This window comes from Arenibacter palladensis (genome assembly GCF_900129275.1).
GTDB lineage: Bacteria > Bacteroidota > Bacteroidia > Flavobacteriales > Flavobacteriaceae > Arenibacter > Arenibacter palladensis.
In genome coordinates, this window is sequence record NZ_FQUX01000009.1 from 123,027 (window position 1) to 140,923 (window position 17,897).

15 protein-coding genes are annotated in these 17,897 nt (G+C 39.7%); 6 read left to right on the top strand and 9 right to left on the bottom strand.

Features of this window, described 5'->3' with window-relative positions; translation table 11 throughout:
• Positions 1 to 84 precede the first annotated feature (84 nt).
• Positions 85 to 3,543 (bottom strand): methylmalonyl-CoA mutase family protein, encoded by a 3,459-nt coding sequence (locus BUA60_RS19355; protein WP_072864634.1) that lies wholly within the window; start codon positions 3,541 to 3,543, stop codon positions 85 to 87.
• A 254-nt stretch (positions 3,544 to 3,797) separates the two neighbouring features.
• On the opposite strand from BUA60_RS19355, the gene purU reads away from it, so the two are divergent.
• Complete coding sequence (gene purU, locus BUA60_RS19360) at positions 3,798 to 4,649, top strand: formyltetrahydrofolate deformylase (protein ID WP_072864636.1); 852 nt, start codon at positions 3,798 to 3,800, stop codon at positions 4,647 to 4,649.
• Positions 4,650 to 4,705: 56 nt separating this feature from the next.
• On the top strand, positions 4,706 to 5,407 hold the full coding sequence (locus tag BUA60_RS19365; RefSeq protein ID WP_072864638.1) for a DUF4197 domain-containing protein: 702 nt from the start codon (positions 4,706 to 4,708) through the stop codon (positions 5,405 to 5,407).
• A gap of 278 nt (positions 5,408 to 5,685) precedes the next feature.
• On the opposite strand, the gene BUA60_RS19370 is transcribed toward BUA60_RS19365, so the two are convergent.
• Complete coding sequence (locus BUA60_RS19370) at positions 5,686 to 6,465, bottom strand: alpha/beta fold hydrolase (RefSeq protein ID WP_072864640.1); 780 nt, start codon at positions 6,463 to 6,465, stop codon at positions 5,686 to 5,688.
• A 187-nt stretch (positions 6,466 to 6,652) separates the two neighbouring features.
• Here BUA60_RS19370 and BUA60_RS19375 point away from each other — a divergent pair, with 187 nt between their 5' ends.
• On the top strand, positions 6,653 to 6,850 hold the full coding sequence (locus BUA60_RS19375; protein WP_072864642.1) for a hypothetical protein: 198 nt from the start codon (positions 6,653 to 6,655) through the stop codon (positions 6,848 to 6,850).
• 5 nt (positions 6,851 to 6,855) lie between these two features.
• Here the strand turns inward: BUA60_RS19375 and pyrF are convergent, their stop codons facing one another.
• Together pyrF and prfA are read right to left on the bottom strand one after the other, a co-directional pair.
• Complete coding sequence (pyrF, locus tag BUA60_RS19380; protein ID WP_072864644.1) at positions 6,856 to 7,674, bottom strand: orotidine-5'-phosphate decarboxylase; 819 nt, start codon at positions 7,672 to 7,674, stop codon at positions 6,856 to 6,858.
• Between the two features lie 5 nt (positions 7,675 to 7,679).
• Positions 7,680 to 8,756, bottom strand: a complete 1,077-nt coding sequence (gene prfA / locus BUA60_RS19385; RefSeq protein WP_072864646.1) for a peptide chain release factor 1 — start codon at positions 8,754 to 8,756, stop codon at positions 7,680 to 7,682.
• Positions 8,757 to 9,143: 387 nt separating this feature from the next.
• On the opposite strand from prfA, the gene BUA60_RS19395 reads away from it, so the two are divergent.
• Positions 9,144 to 9,791, top strand: coding sequence for an ATP-binding cassette domain-containing protein (locus tag BUA60_RS19395; RefSeq protein WP_072864650.1), 648 nt, complete (start codon positions 9,144 to 9,146; stop codon positions 9,789 to 9,791).
• A gap of 3 nt (positions 9,792 to 9,794) precedes the next feature.
• On the opposite strand, the gene BUA60_RS19400 is transcribed toward BUA60_RS19395, so the two are convergent.
• Complete coding sequence (locus tag BUA60_RS19400; protein ID WP_084532697.1) at positions 9,795 to 10,748, bottom strand: FAD:protein FMN transferase; 954 nt, start codon at positions 10,746 to 10,748, stop codon at positions 9,795 to 9,797.
• 51 nt (positions 10,749 to 10,799) lie between these two features.
• Here BUA60_RS19400 and BUA60_RS19405 point away from each other — a divergent pair, with 51 nt between their 5' ends.
• Positions 10,800 to 11,021: a hypothetical protein gene (locus BUA60_RS19405; RefSeq protein ID WP_072864653.1), complete on the top strand. Its 222-nt coding sequence runs from the start codon at positions 10,800 to 10,802 to the stop codon at positions 11,019 to 11,021.
• A 13-nt stretch (positions 11,022 to 11,034) separates the two neighbouring features.
• On the opposite strand, the gene BUA60_RS19410 is transcribed toward BUA60_RS19405, so the two are convergent.
• The 3 genes from BUA60_RS19410 to BUA60_RS19420 all read right to left on the bottom strand — a co-directional run bounded on the left by BUA60_RS19410 (position 11,035) and on the right by BUA60_RS19420 (position 14,983).
• Positions 11,035 to 11,478, bottom strand: coding sequence for a QcrA and Rieske domain-containing protein (locus BUA60_RS19410; protein ID WP_072864655.1), 444 nt, complete (start codon positions 11,476 to 11,478; stop codon positions 11,035 to 11,037).
• A gap of 49 nt (positions 11,479 to 11,527) precedes the next feature.
• Entirely contained in the window at positions 11,528 to 12,706 is a 1,179-nt protein-coding gene (locus tag BUA60_RS19415; protein WP_072864657.1) for an AIR synthase related protein, read from the bottom strand.
• A 90-nt stretch (positions 12,707 to 12,796) separates the two neighbouring features.
• The gene (locus tag BUA60_RS19420) at positions 12,797 to 14,983 is read right to left on the bottom strand and encodes a glutamine synthetase III family protein (RefSeq protein WP_072864659.1); all 2,187 of its coding nucleotides are present in this window, start codon (positions 14,981 to 14,983) and stop codon (positions 12,797 to 12,799) included.
• Between the two features lie 196 nt (positions 14,984 to 15,179).
• Here BUA60_RS19420 and BUA60_RS19425 point away from each other — a divergent pair, with 196 nt between their 5' ends.
• A complete protein-coding gene (locus BUA60_RS19425) occupies positions 15,180 to 16,193 on the top strand; it encodes a glutamine synthetase beta-grasp domain-containing protein (RefSeq protein WP_072864661.1) in 1,014 nt (337 codons plus the stop codon).
• A 76-nt stretch (positions 16,194 to 16,269) separates the two neighbouring features.
• Here BUA60_RS19425 and BUA60_RS19430 read toward each other — a convergent pair whose 3' ends face one another.
• On the bottom strand, positions 16,270 to 17,895 hold the full coding sequence (locus BUA60_RS19430) for a carboxypeptidase-like regulatory domain-containing protein (RefSeq protein ID WP_072864663.1): 1,626 nt from the start codon (positions 17,893 to 17,895) through the stop codon (positions 16,270 to 16,272).
• Positions 17,896 to 17,897: the final 2 nt, after the last annotated feature.

The following is a 17,897-nucleotide window of genomic DNA, read 5'->3' on the forward strand; positions in this document are numbered from 1 at the left end:
ACTTCCTGATTTTTTGGTAACCTATTATCTACCCATAGCTATATTTAGAATGGCCTCATTGGAACTAAAACCATATCCTTGTAACTACATATTTCTCCTGTACTGACCCCCTACAGCAAACAAGGCATCCGTAATTTGTCCAAGGGAACAGAACTTGGTAACCTCCATCAACTTTTCAAAAATATTTCCGTTTCTAACTGCCAATTCCTGTAATTCCTTTAATTGGGTCTCCGCAGTTGCCCCCATCATAGCATGTAAATGTTCCAAGGTTTCTATTTGGGCCTTTTTTTCGTATTCTGTAGCACGGATAACTTCTGCTGGCAGAATTGTTGGGGACCCTTTTGAGCTCAGAAAGGTGTTTACTCCAATAATGGGAAATTCCCCATTGTGCTTTAACGTCTCGTAATACAGACTCTCCTCCTGAATTTTGGATCTCTGATACATGGTTTCCATGGCCCCCAATACACCACCTCGTTCAGTAATGCGGTCAAACTCCAATAACACGGCTTCCTCTACCAGATCTGTCAATTCTTCAATTATAAAGGAACCTTGCAAAGGATTTTCGTTTTTGGCCAAGCCCAATTCTTTATTTATAATCAATTGAATGGCCATTGCCCTGCGAACCGACTCTTCTGTTGGAGTGGTTATTGCCTCATCATAGGCATTGGTATGTAAGGAATTACAATTATCATAGATGGCATATAAAGCCTGTAATGTAGTACGGATGTCATTAAAATCTATTTCTTGGGCATGTAAGCTTCGCCCTGAGGTCTGGATATGATACTTTAACATCTGCGCCCTGGGGTCTGCTCCATATTTAAGATGCATGGCCTTTGCCCATACGCGACGCGCAACCCTTCCGATTACCGCATATTCGGGGTCTATCCCATTTGAAAAGAAAAAGGACAGATTGGGACCAAATTTATTGATATCCATCCCCCTACTTAAATAATATTCAACATAGGTAAAACCGTTGGACAGCGTAAAGGCCAATTGGGTGATTGGATTGGCCCCTGCTTCCGCAATGTGATATCCCGAAATGGAAACAGAATAAAAGTTGCGTACCGAGTACCGAATAAAGTATTCCTGCACATCCCCCATTAGTCGTAAGGCAAATTCGGTTGAAAAAATACAGGTATTCTGTGCCTGATCTTCTTTTAGTATATCTGCCTGCACCGTACCTCTGACCGTATTTAGGGTATTCTTTTTAATTTCTGCATATATATGTTTGGGCAAGACCTGGTCACCAGTAACTCCCAACAACATTAAACCCAAACCGTTATTTCCTTCCGGTAATTCTCCCCTATATTTTGGCCTTGCAAGGCTTTTAGCCCCATATAACGCAGCAATTTTACCTTCAACCTCATTTTCCAAACCATTTTTCAAAATATATTTCTCACAATTCTGATCAATGGCGGCATTTAAAAAATAACCCAGCAACATTGGGGCAGGACCGTTGATGGTCATACTCACCGAGGTGGTGGGACTACAAAGCTCAAATCCTGAATACAACTTTTTAGCGTCGTCCAAACAGCAGATAGACACCCCGGCGTTACCAATTTTCCCGTATATATCAGGTCTGTAGTCCGGATTTTGACCATACAGCGTTACCGAATCAAATGCAGTGGATAAACGTTTGGCCGGCAATCCCAAACTAACATAATGAAAGCGCCTATTGGTGCGTTCAGGACCACCTTCTCCCGCAAACATTCTTGTGGGATCTTCTTCTGTTCTTTTAAAAGGATAGAGTCCGGCCGTATAAGGAAATTCACCAGGTACATTTTCTTGGAGGATCCAACCCAAAATATCGCCCCATGCCCTGTATTTTGGAAGTGCTACCTTCGGAATATCGGTTTGGGAAAGAGATTTTGTATGGGTCTCCAATTTAATTTCCTTTCCCCTTACCTTATATTTAAAGGTTGGATCTTTGTACTGTTGAACCTTTTTTTCCCAATTTAGGATCAGTTCCCAGTTGTGGGAATCCAAATTCATTTTTACTTCATCGAACTCTTTGAACAAGAGTCCCAACAATTGTTTTTTGTCCTCAGGCAGGGACAACTCCAAAATTGCTTCCGTGTCCAATCCTCTCTTTTGTAGAAATAAATTAAAATCCACCTCGGAATCTACCTTGGATATAGCTTGTATGGTCTTAAAAACACCATATAACCGTTGGGCCAATTCCGCCTGTTGAAAGGACTTCCTATCATAGGCCCGATTGCTTTCGGCTATTTCTGATAAATAACGCGTTCGCGAAGGAGGTATAATATAAACCTTCCCATCATCCATATTTCCATTTTGGAACTGTGAATTAATGACCGTTCCGATTTTTGAAGCCAATTTATCCATTACGCTCAAATACAATCGGTTCATCCCAGGGTCATTGAATTGGGAGGCTATGGTTCCAAAGATAGGTAGCTCATCCTGATTCGCCTCCCAAAGACCATGGTTACGCACGTACTGCTTTTTCACGTCCCTTAGTGCATCGAGCGCCCCTCTTTTATCAAACTTATTAATAGCCACGACATCCGCAAAATCCAACATATCTATTTTTTCCAACTGGGTAGCGGCCCCAAATTCCGGTGTCATAACATATAAGGAAACATCACTATGTTCAATTATCTCCGTATCCGACTGACCAATCCCTGAAGTCTCCAAAATAATTAAATGAAAGCCAGCCACTTTTAAGACTTGAACTGCCTCGTCAACGTGTTTGGACAATGCCAAATTGGACTGCCTAGTAGCCAAAGATCTCATATAGACCCTAGAGTCGTTAATGGAATTCATACGGATTCGATCCCCCAACAATGCACCGCCCGTTTTCCTTTTGGACGGATCAACAGAGATGATTCCAATGGTCTTATCTGGGAAATCCAACAAAAATCTTCTTACCAGTTCATCTACCAAACTTGATTTTCCAGCACCTCCCGTCCCAGTTACACCAAGAACAGGCACTGCATTTTCCATTACATTCAAACCCGAAAATTCCCTTACAAAGTCCTCATGCCTATTTTCTGCCAAGGTAATGAGCCGTGCAATGGCATTTACGTTCCTTTCTTCCAATAATTGCACCACAGACCGGCCCTTGGGAATTTCCAAACAAGGAACAGGAAAATCACTTTGCTCCACCAAATCGTTTATCATCCCTTGTAGCCCCATGGTCCTACCATCATCTGGAGAATATATTCGAGTTATCCCATAATCCATTAATTCTTTGATCTCCGTAGGTAGAATTACCCCACCGCCGCCACCAAAAATTTTAATGTGGTCCGCACCCTTTTCCTGCAAAAGATCGTGCATATATTTAAAATACTCCATATGCCCACCCTGATACGAAGTTATGGCAATGGCGTTAACATCCTCCTGAATGGCACAATCAACCACCTCGGACACACTACGATCGTGGCCCAAATGAATTACTTCCACCCCAGTGGACTGAATAATACGCCGCATCATGTTAATAGCTGCATCGTGACCATCGAACAAAGAGGCAGCTGTTACTATACGAACTTTATTTTTAGGAATATATGGTGGCTTCTGCTTCATAAAAACAATTCTAATTTCCTTTTATCAATTTAATAAATTACCCCTATTCTCCCGAACCCTTCAAGGCGATTATTGAAAGATTTAAATTAATTAGGCGCTATTTTTTTAATAGACAAAAAAAGGACCATTATACGGGTGCAATTTAACAAAATAGCAAAAATTAGATTGATATAATTAGAATATTATAAAAATATCCCTCAACTAGAGTACTTCATTCCTAAAATCCTAATTTTGCCACCTAAAACAGTTAAACTTTGAAGACAACTATCCTTATTAATTGCCCCGACAAATCCGGAATTATCAGTTCGGTAACCGGATTTATACACAGAAAAGGTGGCAACATTATTTATATTGATCAGCACGTAGATAAAGAAGCGGGTGTGTTTTTCATGAGACTGGAAAGCGATTTTGAAAAGAACATTCCGGCCGTGAAAAATTTAAAACAAGAATTTGAAGAAGAATTGGCCGTACCCCATCAAATGGAGTGGAGTTTGTATTTGGGATCCGTAAAACCCAAAATGGCCCTTTTTGTTTCCAAATACAACCATTGTTTATACGATTTATTAAGCCGGTATAATTCAGGTGAACTAGAGGTTGAAATACCATTCATTTTAAGCAACCACAGTGATTTGGAATATGTGGCCAAACAATTCGATATTCCCTTTTTTCATGTACCTGTAACTAAAAGCACAAAAAGTGAGGCCGAAAATAGGCAATTGGCCCTACTGAAGGAATATCAAATAGATTTTATTGTATTGGCCAGATATATGCAAATTGTAAGTAGTAAGGTTATTGACCACTACCCCAATAAGATTATCAATATCCACCATTCCTTCCTCCCTGCCTTTGCCGGCGCAAAACCATACCATGCCGCTTTTGAGAGGGGTGTTAAAATTATAGGTGCCACCAGTCATTACGTTACCGAGGAATTGGATGCCGGCCCCATTATAGAGCAAGATGTTACCACAGTAACACATGCACACAGCATAAAGGACTTTATAACCAAGGGTAGGGATTTAGAAAAAATTGTACTATCCAGGGCCGTAAAGCTTCATATTAACAGGAAGACCATGGTATACAACAACAAAACCGTAATTTTCTCTTAACGCCAAGTACTAAATCCCAACAGTATAAGTTATAGGTATAACTTTAAAATTTTAAAATGAAAAAAATCTTATTAGCCGTAGTCCTATTTCAATTTATTGGATGTTCGGAATTACAACAGGTAGTCAACCAATTGCCCCAAGGAGGCACTTTGGGCAATGACGAAATTGCAAATGGATTAAAGGAAGCCCTTAATATGGGGATTGATAAACAGGTAAGTAAACTAACCCAAACCGATGGTTTTTTTGGGAACGAACTGGTAAAAATTATGCTTCCTGAGGAATTACAGAAAGTAGACAAGACCCTTAGGGACATTGGACTTTCCAACCTAGCTGATGAAGGCCTAAAAATACTGAACAGGGCTGCAGAGGACGCTGTTGGTGAAGCAACGCCCATATTTGTAAATGCCGTAAAGGGAATGACTTTTAACGACGCCAAAAACATTCTTTTGGGTTCGGACAATGCAGCAACCATATACCTTACCAATGCTACACAAACAGAACTCTACAATAAATTTAACCCGGTAATCAAAAATTCCTTTGAAAAAGTCGGGGCAGACAAAATTTGGAACAACCTAATTACGAGATACAACAGCATTCCTCTTACCAATAATGTAAATCCAGACCTAACAGATTACGTTACCCAAGAGGCCTTAAAAGGGGTATTTACGATGATTGCCGTTGAAGAAAAAGAAATAAGGAACAAGGTTTCCGCAAGAACAACAGATGTGTTGAAAAAGGTTTTTGCCCTACAGGATTAAAAATGAACAATTTATGGTCATTTTACACAATAAATCCAATTACTTTACGTTACACTTAAACAAGCACAGATTACAACCTTTTAGTTGCCTAAAATTGCAATACGAGTTATACCAAAAGAATTTGAGTTAGTATTTTTTGAGTTAGTTAGTTTAAAACCGGTGGGAGCACCGGTTTTTTTGTTGGTATACCAATCCATTCCCGCTGATCACCACATATATGTGGCCCCTGCAACAAGGTAGGATACAATTTCAGCCATTCCTAAAAGAAATGATTTACATTATTTTACCAAAAGATACCCAATTACCGTATCGTTAAAGAACTGGGGCTGCTCCACATTCACAACATGCCCACAGTTCTGGACCACTATCAGCTCCGCACTTTTATGATCCAGCACAATTTGTTGAATAGTAGGCAAGAACAAATAGTCCTCTGCCCCCATTACGTATAGGGTAGGTATTTTTATATCTACCGTTCTAAAAAAATGTAGCAATGGGTTAATCTCCGAGGTTAACTTAAACCATCGAATAAATTCCTTTTGGTACAATTTTTTAGCCTCTCGAACAAAAAGTAACCGCGATTCCTTATGGTTCTTATTGGGCATTATTACAAAAGCAAAAAACTTGTACAGCCATAAATAAGGGACTATAGATTTTAAAATAACACCTAGTCTCATCAATATTTGCGACCTGAGGTTCAATTTCATAATGGCCCCTCCCATAATCATGCTCTCTACCCGATGGGGGTGTTTTTCTGCCAAATTTCTAATCAAAATTGTGCCTAGGGAAATTCCAATAAAATGTGATTTTTCAATCTTTTCAAAATTGATCACCTCCAATATATCCTCGGTAATATTGTCAAAAGTATACTTGCTCTTAAAAGCGTCCTTTAGATGTACCTTAGAGTTCCCATGGCCCCTAAGATCCAATAGAAGTACATTAAAATGTTTTTTAAATTCCCTAAGCTGCTTGTACCAAATAGTAGAACTACCTCCTGCACCATGCACAAAAGTCACCCATTTTTTAGAGGTATCATGACTATGTATATTATAACTGATCAATATTCATTTTTTATAAATGTAGTGTTAATTCCAATACACTTGATGTGGACCAAAAAATTCAAAATACATTTTCCAACATTAACACAAGGTTAAAAAATAGACAAATTACCTGATTATTAGATAAATGCGCTTATTGACAGCCTCCCTCAAACCCTTATTCTAGTTATATTTGTTAGAAAAAAATTATATGGAAAATCAATATTGTAAAGTGGGTTCCGTATCCCCAATGACCAATGTTTCAAAAGAAATAAGTTTTTTGGAGCACCAATACCAAAGTTTCATGGACAAGGCTAGCAGCAAAAAATACTCCGATTCGAAACTTGCCGATTTTTTTGAATTGAAGGCCGCTAAGATCCAAAAAATCATTGAAACCTTAACGAATTAGGTAACTTAGCGTTTTTTAAGCTCCAAACTCATTTGCTGCTGCAATTCTTTTGCCTTTTCGGCAGAGGCCTGCGCAAAATTTTCTTGGTCCGAAGCATAAATAATTCCCCTGGATGAGTTCACCAAAAGACCTACATTATCACTCATTCCGTATTTGCACACTTCGACCAAACTGCCACCTTGTGCCCCTACACCTGGTACAAGAAGAAAACTATTTGGAATAATATTTCTTATTTCCGTTAAAAAAGTTGCCTTGGTAGCACCTACCACATACATTAGATTTTCAGAATTTTCATAGGTTTTGGAAATCTCCAGTACTTGTTTGTACAACTCCTTTCCTTCTACCATTTTTGTTTGAAAATCGAACGCTCCTTTGTTGGAAGTTAATGCCAACAATATGGTATGCTTATCCTTAAACGCCAAAAATGGCTCCACGGAATCCCTACCCATATAGGGGGCAATGGTTACAGAATCGAATCCCAAATCTTCAAAAAATGCTTTGGCATAACGGGTAGAGGTATTACCAATATCCCCACGTTTGGCATCTGCAATAGTAAATATTTCTGGATAATTGCTATTTAAGTAGTTGATGGTTTTTTCCAAGGCCTGCCATCCTTTTATTCCATAAGCCTCATAAAATGCAGTATTGGGCTTATAGGCCACACATAAATGGTGCGTTGCATCAATTATGGCCTTGTTAAAAGCAAAAATGGGATCTTCCTCTTGCAATAAGTGTTTTGGAACCTTATCCAAGTCCGTGTCCAACCCAATACAAAGAAAAGATTCCTTTTTTCGAATCTGTCCAACTAAAAAATCAGTGGTCATAGGAATTAAAAAATCTCAGAGGCTTCCTTTAGTTTCTCCGTATTCTCAACCAAACTTAATTCGTCTATAATACGTTGAATATCGCCGTTAATAATGTTTTGCAAGTCGTATAGCGTTAATCCGATCCTATGATCCGTTACCCTACCCTGTGGGTAATTATAAGTTCTAATTTTAGCCGAACGGTCACCACTACTTACCTGCGAATTTCTCTTGGCAGCATCTTCCTCCTGTTTTTTGGCCAATTCCATGTCATACAAACGGGAACGTAATACCCTAAATGCCTTTTCCTTGTTTTTGTGTTGTGATTTCTGATCTTGACACTGTGCCACCAAACCTGTTGGAATGTGGGTTAATCGTACTGCAGAATAGGTGGTGTTTACGGATTGACCTCCAGGCCCTGAGGAACAGAAAAAATCTATCCGCACGTCCTTGGGGTCTATCTGCACATCAAAATCCTCGGCCTCGGGAAGCACCATAACCGTGGCGGCACTGGTATGCACCCTTCCTTGGGTTTCGGTCTGAGGAACACGTTGAACACGGTGTACGCCCGCCTCAAACTTAAGAGTGCCATACACATCCTCGCCGGTAACCTCGAACTGAATTTCCTTATAGCCACCGCTTGTACCTTCACTTAGGTCAATGACATTTGTTTTCCATCCTTTGGACTCGCAATATTTGGTGTACATTCTAAAAAGATCGCCCGCAAAAATACTGGCTTCGTCCCCTCCGGTACCAGCTCTTACCTCTACCACTACGTTTTTGGAATCCTCCGGATCCTTTGGAATCAGCATCAATTTGATCTCCTCTTCCAATTTGGGCAATTTTTCCTTGGCCTCTTCCAACTGCATTTTGGCCATATCCACCATTTCGGGATCACTGCCATCGGCCAGAATCTCCTCTGCCTCGGATATATTATTGGTATACTCCAAATAAAGATCTCTCTTGTCTACAAGCTGTTTTAAATCCTTATATTCCTTGTTTAGTGCCACATAACGCTTTTGATCAGCTATAATATTAGGCTGAATTATAAGGTCCGAAACCTCATCAAAACGTTGCTTTACTATATTTAATTTATCTATCATATACAATCTACACTTGGACTGCGAATTTACGATAATTTTGTACATTTAACCATATCCTATTCAATAGATGAATTCTATTTTCAATTTTAGAACCTATGAATTGAGTTTCCGCTTTGCCAAACCTTACCTTTGGATATCCTTTCTTGTTACGGTTTTTATGGTATTTAGTGGGAGTGTTATTTTCAAGATATCCAACTTGAATGCCATGATACTAAGTTTCAAGATATTGTTCTATTTAGGGGTCTTCCTTTCGTATTTTGATATTGCCCAGCGAAAGCGATTGACATTTTATCAAAATTTTGGTTTGTCCAAAATAGTCCTTATCCTAATTTCACTTCTAATGGACATCGCCCTAACCCTAGTATTTATTAACCTCATCCGTTTATTTTGACCTTGGAAATTGACAGTGTTGAACTGGAGTTTGATGGAAAAAAGATCCTATACGGTATTTATATAAAATCCGAACGCGGAAAAGTTACAGGGATCCTTGGAAGAAATGGCTGCGGAAAAACTTCCTTGTTGAGAATTCTATTTGGGGATCTACAACCCAAATACAAGAATATCCGCAGTAACGGAAAGTGCCTTCCAAGACCTATGTATATGACCGGAAAAATAGGGTACCTACCCCAATATTCCCTTTTGCCGCGGCATTTAAATATAAAGCGTGCATTTGGATTGTTCAATGTTTCCTGGGAACAATTCATAAACCTCTTCGAGAGTTTTAGAGAATACGACAAGAGTAGGATCAATGATTTATCCAGTGGTGAAATTAGGGTTATAGAAGCTTACTTGATACTTCTGTCCAAAAAGGAAATTATTCTTCTGGACGAGCCCTTTTCATTCATTGCACCAATATTTGTAGAGAAATTCAAGGCCCTTATCAGCCAGGTAAAGAAAAGGAGCATTATAATCCTGACCGATCATTTTTACAATGATATTTTAGATGTAAGCGATACGGTCTATCTTCTTAAAAACGGTTGTTCCAAAAAAATTGAGGATAAGACAGAACTAAAGAGCGAAGGCTATATTAATTAGGATTCAATTGAAAAGGATCCCACTACTTTTGTGCATTTTGTTGTTATCGTCCACAATGATTGCCTCGGTTCCCTTTAATTGATTTATCAATGCCATTCCCGAATCAACGCCAAGTACAAAAATAGCCGTGGCCAACGCATCTGACCATTCGGCGGTTTTGGAAAAGACCGATACACTATTTATTCCTGAAATTGGGTTTCCGGTCCGGGGATCAAGTATATGGGAATATTTCTTACCGTCAAATGTGATATATTTATCGTAACTCTCGGAAGTGGCTACAGAAGATTCCAAAACGGGTAGCCACGAAAATATCTTGTCCTTGCTCAGCGGATTTGCAATGCCGATCAACCACTTTTCCCCGGTAGCCTTGGTGCCCCATGTGGTAAGGTCACCGGATGCATTGATAACCCCTGCGCTAACCTGCTTTCCCACCAACAGTTCTTTGGCCTTATCGGCAGCATAACCCTTTGCTATACCGCCTAGACCGATCTTCATCCCTTTGAATTGTAGGAATACTGTATGATCTTCCTCGTTCAGGATAATTTTTTTATACCCCACCTTGCTTACGGATTGTTTAATTTCCTCCTTGGTAGGCTTATATTTCATGGAACCGTCAAACTGCCATATCTTATCCAAACCCGCAAATGTAATATCAAAAGCACCGTTGGTTATTTCGGAAATCTGATTGGCCCTTTCAATTAGCTTATACAGCTCCACACTAACCTTTACTGGCTTTATTCCGGCATTTTTATTGATTTTTGAAGTTTCGGATTCTTCGTCCCATGAAGATATCAGTTTTTCTATCCTTTTAATTTCCGAAACTGCCTCTTCAATATTTATATAGCCTATTTCCTCATTATCCGCTACTACGGTAATATCAAATTTATCGCCCATTAAGTTCACCGATCGCTGAACGGTAACGTAATTAAGCTCTTGGGCATGGCCCATAAGTACCATGCAAAATATTAATAGAGAAAATAAAGCCCTCACCCTAAGACAGAATTAAAAATGGAACTTTTTTTATCAGAGCCTAGAGTAAGCGTATTAGCATTAGAAAACCTAGATCCGTTCAATACAAACCAAAATACATTCATCATTACTTTACTTATTGACGCGAGATTTGTGACCGAATTCCCATTGCAAAAAGACTGCAAAGAAAATGGTACAGAGATGCAAAATAAACATCCGAAGAATGATTTTAAGGAAAATCCCATGCAAGCAAGTAGTTAAAAATCAGTTTGGATTATTCAAAGACACGAAGGATCTGCCCTTCTAATTCCGTATTAAATATTTTAAGGGGTTTGGCAACATCGTTACCGATATGGTTTAATGGGGTACCAGTCTGACTAAAGGTAGAACCATGGGTGGAGCACTTAAAATAACCTCCATTATCTGTTTTAAAACTTATCCCATCTGTCTGTTGATGACTACAGATTTGGCTTGCGGCCACAAATTCGCCTTCCAGGTTTTTAACCACGACCACATAATTCTTAATTATGAAATCGCCATTGTTTTGCAATTTGGCGCCTTCCGTTGAATTTAAATCAATAGTAAAATCCACGCCCGTTGGTACGGGTTTGGGATCTATAACTTCATCGCTATCCGATGAACAGCCATGTAAGCAGGGAAAAGTGAGGGCAAATGCCGCTCCGGTACCTAAAGTCCTTAAAAACTGCTTTCTTTCCATAACGTAATTTCTTTATAAAACAACGTAGGAAAAAGGGTATTCGTATACCTTAATACACAAAGGTGCCGTACTCGCTTTTAATTGTGAGTTTTTTAACAGAATTCCCTTCCACTCTACCCACAATTTGGGCTTCAACCCCAAAGCTCTCCGAAATGGCAATAAGGTCCTCCGCAATAGCGGGATTTACGTACAATTCCAATCTATGTCCACAATTAAAAACTTGGTACATCTCCTTCCAGTCGGTCCCCGACTGTTCTTGAATTAATTTGAACAAAGGAGGAACAGGAAATAGGTTGTCCTTTACAATATGAAGATTATCTACAAAATGAAGAATTTTGGTCTGTGCGCCTCCACTACAATGAACCATTCCATGAATATCGTTCGCAGAGTACTTACCAAGAATTTTTTTTACAATTGGAGCATAGGTACGGGTTGGGGATAACACCAATTTCCCTGCATCCAATGGGGCGTCGGGAACAGCATCGGTCAACTTCACAGTACCGGAATACACCAAATCTTCAGGCACAGCAGCATCATAACTTTCCGGATATTTTTCCGCCAGGTATTTGGCAAAAACATCATGCCTGGCAGAGGTAAGCCCATTGCTACCCATACCCCCGTTATATTCCTTTTCATAGCTGGCCTGCCCGGAGGAAGATAATCCAACAATTACATCTCCAGCTTCTATATTGGCATTATTGATCACCTCACTCCTTTTCAATCTTGCCGTTACCGTGGAATCAACGATTATGGTACGCACCAAATCCCCTACATCTGCCGTTTCCCCTCCAGTTGATCTTATCGTTATCCCATGTTTTTTCAAATCCTCGATCAATTCTTCAGTCCCATTTATGATGGCCGAAATGACTTCTCCAGGAATTAAATTTTTGTTTCTCCCTATGGTAGAAGACAACATAATATTGTCCGTTGCCCCAACACAAATAAGATCGTCCACATTCATGATCAGGGCATCTTGCGCTATTCCCTTCCATACAGCGATATCACCTGTCTCTTTCCAATACATGTAAGCCAAGGAGGATTTAGTACCCGCACCATCGGCATGCATCACCAAACAGTACTCTTCATCATTGGTGAGGTAGTCGGGCACAATTTTACAAAAAGCCTTGGGAAACAAGCCTTTATCAATATTTTTAATGGCATTGTGCACGTCTTCCTTGGAAGCGGAAACCCCTCTTTGATCGTATCTTTTGCTGTTGGATGAGCTCATGAATAAAAGTTTGCGACAAAAATAGAAGAATCCATAAAAAAAAGCCCACTAATCGTAGGCTTTTAATTCATAATTTAATAAATCTCACTATTATTTAATGAACAATAGTTCCCTATACTTGGTTAGGGGCCAATATTCATCACCTACCAATTGTTCCAATTTATCACAGTGGTAACGAATTTCATCAAAATAGGGCCGTACGTTATCGCAATAAGCAAAGGCCTTCTTGTTTATATCGGACATATTGTTGGCTTTCTTCCTTTCGTCTACCATAGCATCGGTCTTGATCTTGATAGCGCGGATATGTTCGGAAATACGCTCAACAATATCCAACTGACTTTCGGACATTTTCTTGTGGGCGGCACCATAAATTTCTTTTAGCCCTACCACATTTTTTATCAATTTATTCTGATACTCCACAGCGGCCGGTATAATATAGCTGTAGGCAAGCTCATTAAAGACCCTGCCTTCAATTTGAATATGAAGGATGTATTCTTCCAATTCCACCTCTTGTCGCACCCTGACCTCAATTTCGCTCATGACGTTCATTGACTTGAACAGTGCCAAACTTTCTTTGGAGGTAAGCACTTGCAGTGCCTTTGGGGTATTCTTATTATTGCTCAAACCACGGGATTTGGCCTCATTCTCCCAAATTTCGCTATAACCATCGCCCTCGAACCTTATTCTCTTGGAAGTTTTTATATATTCCCTAAGGACGTTAAAAATGGCCTCATCCTTTTTAAGACCTTTCTTGTCCACCAATTGGTCCACCTCCTTTTTGAAGGCCATAAGTTGCTTGGCCACAATGGTATTGAGTACCATCATAGGTTTGGCACAATTGGACTTGGAACCTACCCCCCTCATCTCAAACTTGTTTCCGGTAAATGCAAAAGGCGAGGTACGGTTACGATCGGTATTGTCCAGGAGAATTTCCGGAATCTTACCTACCACATTCAACTTCAATTCCGTTTTTTCCTCAGGGGACAATTTCCCTTTGGTTACCCCTTCCAGTTCATTCAACACCTCATTTAATTGTTCCCCTATAAAAATGGACAAGATGGCTGGAGGCGCCTCGTTGGCACCCAATCTATGATCGTTTCCGGCAGAAGCAATGGAAGAGCGCAATAATTCCTCATAATTATCCACCGCCTTTATCGTATTCACGAAAAAAGTTAAAAACTGAAGGTTTTTCATAGGTGTAGACCCAGGGCTAAGCAAGTTGACACCGGTATCCGTAGACAAAGACCAGTTGTTATGCTTGCCAGATCCATTTATACCCCTAAACGGTTTTTCATGAAAGAGCACTTTAAAGAAATGTTTATCGGCAATCTTTTCCATGACATCCATGAGCAATAGATTGTGATCTACGGCCAGATTGGTTTCCTCAAAGATAGGAGCCAGCTCAAATTGATTGGGGGCCACTTCATTATGTCTGGTTTTTACCGGAATCCCCAATTTGGTACATTCCTTTTCCAGATCTTTCATGAAATTCAAAACGCGATTTGGTATAACCCCAAAATAATGATCGTCCAATTGCTGGCCCTTTGCGGCGGATTGACCTACCAACGTACGACCGGCCAAGCTAATATCGGGTCGGGAAAAAGCCAATGACTTGTCTATTAAGAAATATTCCTGCTCCCAGCCCAAAGTGGCGTATACTTTGCTAACATTTTTATCAAAGAATTTGGCTACTGTAGTCGCGGCCTCATCCATGGCATTCAACGCCCTCAATAGCGGAGCTTTATTGTCCAAGGCTTCGCCGGTATAGGCCACAAAAACTGTTGGTATACATAGGGTGGTACCGTAAAGAAATGCCGGTGAAGTTGGATCCCAGGCCGTATAGCCCCTGGCCTCAAAAGTATTGCGTATTCCTCCATTTGGAAAACTGGAGGCATCCGACTCCTGCTGCACCAATTGACCACCACCGAACTTTTCCATTACCCGTCCTTCGGGTGAAAAATCAAAAAAAGCATCGTGTTTTTCAGCAGTGGTTCCTGTAAGAGGTTGAAACCAATGGGTGTAATGGGTTGCCCCCATGGATATAGCCCAAGTCTTCATCCCTTCCGCAACTTGGTCCGCAACTTTTCTGTCTATTTTAACACCCGATACCACAGCTGCCTTTACCCTATCATAAGCATCCTTGGTCAAGTATTGCAGCATACGTTCCTCATTGAACACGTTCATTCCAAAGTATTCCGAACGTCTGCCAAAGTCCTCTACATTTATTTCTGTTCTGGTATGACTACTGGCTATGGCCTTAAATCTTTGATTTGACATATTTTATTTTTTGACAAAAATAACAATTCATTAAAATAATCCACATAAAATACATATTTAATAATATACCCCCAAAAAAATAGGGGTCTCCAAAAAAATTTCAACATTATTGTCATTTAACCCACTAAAAAATGGCATATATGGTGAAAATTATTATTTTTGTCTGCGTTAATAATAAAAATCAACAATACATATTATGAGCAAGTCTAAATTAGAATACATTTGGTTGGACGGGTACGAGCCCACACAAAACATGAGGAGTAAAACTAAGGTTGAGGATGACTTCAGTGGTAAACTGGAAGATTGCCCAATCTGGTCTTTTGATGGAAGTTCAACCCGCCAGGCGGAAGGAGGATCTTCTGACTGTGTGTTAAAGCCCGTAGCAATTTATCCTGACCCACATCGCATCAATGGTTACTTAGTAATGACCGAGGTCATGAATGCTGATGGTACCCCACACGTGTCTAACGGTAGGGCTACCATTGAAGATGAAGACAATGATTTCTGGTTTGGATTTGAGCAAGAATATTTCATTATGGACACCAGAACGGAACTTCCTTTAGGATTCCCTAGAGGTGGATATCCCAAACCACAAGGTATGTACTACTGTTCTGTTGGTGGTCTAAATACCCATGGTCGTGACTTGGTAGAAGAGCATGCAGATGCCTGTATCGCCGCCGGTCTAAACTTTGAGGGAATTAACCAAGAAGTTGCTTGTGGACAGTGGGAATTCCAGTTATTTGCCAAAGGTGCCAAAAAAGCAGGTGACGAAATTTGGGTTGCAAGATATCTATTGGACAGATTAACCGAAAAACACGGTTACTATATAGAATACCACCCAAAACCTCTTGGTGATACCGATTGGAATGGTTCAGGTATGCACGCTAACTTCTCCAATACTACTTTGAGAACCTGTGGTTCTAGGGAAGTTTACGAAAAGATATGTGAGGCCTTCCGTCCAGTTGTAAAAGAGCACATTGCCGTTTATGGTGAATTTAACGAACAACGTTTGACAGGAAAGCACGAAACAGCTTCTATCAATGACTTTAGCTATGGTATTTCCGATAGGGGTGCCTCTATTAGAATTCCAATCATTACAGTACAAAAAGGCTGGAAAGGTTGGTTGGAAGATAGAAGACCGGCTTCCAATGGTGATCCATACAAAATAGCAGGAAGAATCGTTAAAACGGTTAAATCTGTTAAAATATAAAGAGTAAAAAAATAATTGTTGATTATTTTTACCGACCGTTCCTTTTGAGAAAGAGGGGCGGTTTTTTTTATTTGCATTATTTTATGATGGCCCCTTCGTTACGCAGTGGAGTGTTCATCCAAAAATCATGGTAGTTATCAGGTTTAATAATGGGTTGATCCTGGAAAATGGGCCAATTTTTACCCATATAAAGATGCTTGTCAGGATATTGCACTACCGGTTTTCGTTGCTGAACAAAAAATTCCCTGAATTGCATTAAGGAATACGTCTCGGAGTAATCCAACTTGTTCCCATCCATATCTATAATGTTATCCATGACTATCCGAAAATCATCTTTGGCTATTTCTCCTGGTTCCTTATAAAAAATCTCCAAGGCCTGATCTCCAAGGTTCATCTTGGGATACAACTGTACGGTTACACTATCTGCAAGAACAACCTTCTCAACATCTATTCCCTTACCCTTATAACTAATATTGTAATTTTTATCCTTAAGTACCCTAAAATGCAAGGGAACCCTGTTGAATGCAATTTCAAATCGCTGGTTTTCAAAGTCTATAAGCACATCCTTTACCGTAAAAACCGGTGGCACCTTTACCTCAAATTTATTGCTAAAGGAAATATAACTGGGAAACATTTTATGGTCCTCTTTCTTGTATTCCACAACGGTTCTATAAAGTAACCTATCTTCAATCCTCTTACTAGTCTTACTTATTTTCCTAGTTCCCAGCAAGGCGTCATAAGTAGCGTATTCCAATTTAACGATTTCAAAATTATCCTTGGAAATATAAATCTTGCCACGTACCATTATCCTTCTATTGTGTTTGTAAATATCTATTACGTACAATGGCAAACCGTCCAACGAGGTATCGTCCTCAATTGTAAAATCATGGTTCTTAACAAAATCAGTATCCAAGTGATCTACGTAGGAATAGGAGAAGGTGTTATAATTCCTAATGGCATCCATGATGCGCAATATTACAAATTCATTGCCACCATAGCTATTCAAATAAGCCCTAGGGATGGTCTTGGTCTTATATTCGCCATAATCATATAGTCTTTCACTCAAGGAATCTATTGGAAAGTTCGTATTTCTCGAGTACTCGTATATCCTTGTATTGGATTCCTCATAATCCAAAGTCCCGAAACCCTTGTCAAAAACCTCAACAATTGCCTCATTTAAATTGGTATAGCCTCCAGATTTCCATTGGTAATCCCTGTAATACCCAACGTAGGACTGTGGATTAAAGGGATAATTTAGCGGGATTTTTTCTATGGCCTTGGCAATAATGTCTTCGGCCGTTACGGGCTTATCTTTGTCATTTCCCGCATTTCTGTCTCTTCTACTTTTCTTGGATGCACTTAGGGTAACCTCCTCCAATTGGACCAGCATAGGATTTAAGTATAATTGATTTATATCCTTGGGCCTTAAACTGCTAATCACTATTTCCTTGGAGTCATATCCCATGGAGGAAATATGCAAGGTATCGTTCAACTCCCTAAATTTCAGCGGAACCCTAAAACTGCCATCATTATTGGAAATAACACCCACCGCCCTATTCTTGACCCTAATACTGGCAAAAGATATGGGTTCCAAGGTTTCGGAATCGAGAAGAACACCGCTAACAAATTGATTTTCTTGGCTATGTACCGTGGCAAAGGCCAAAAAAAAGAAAGCAATAATATTATGACCAAACCTTCCCATAA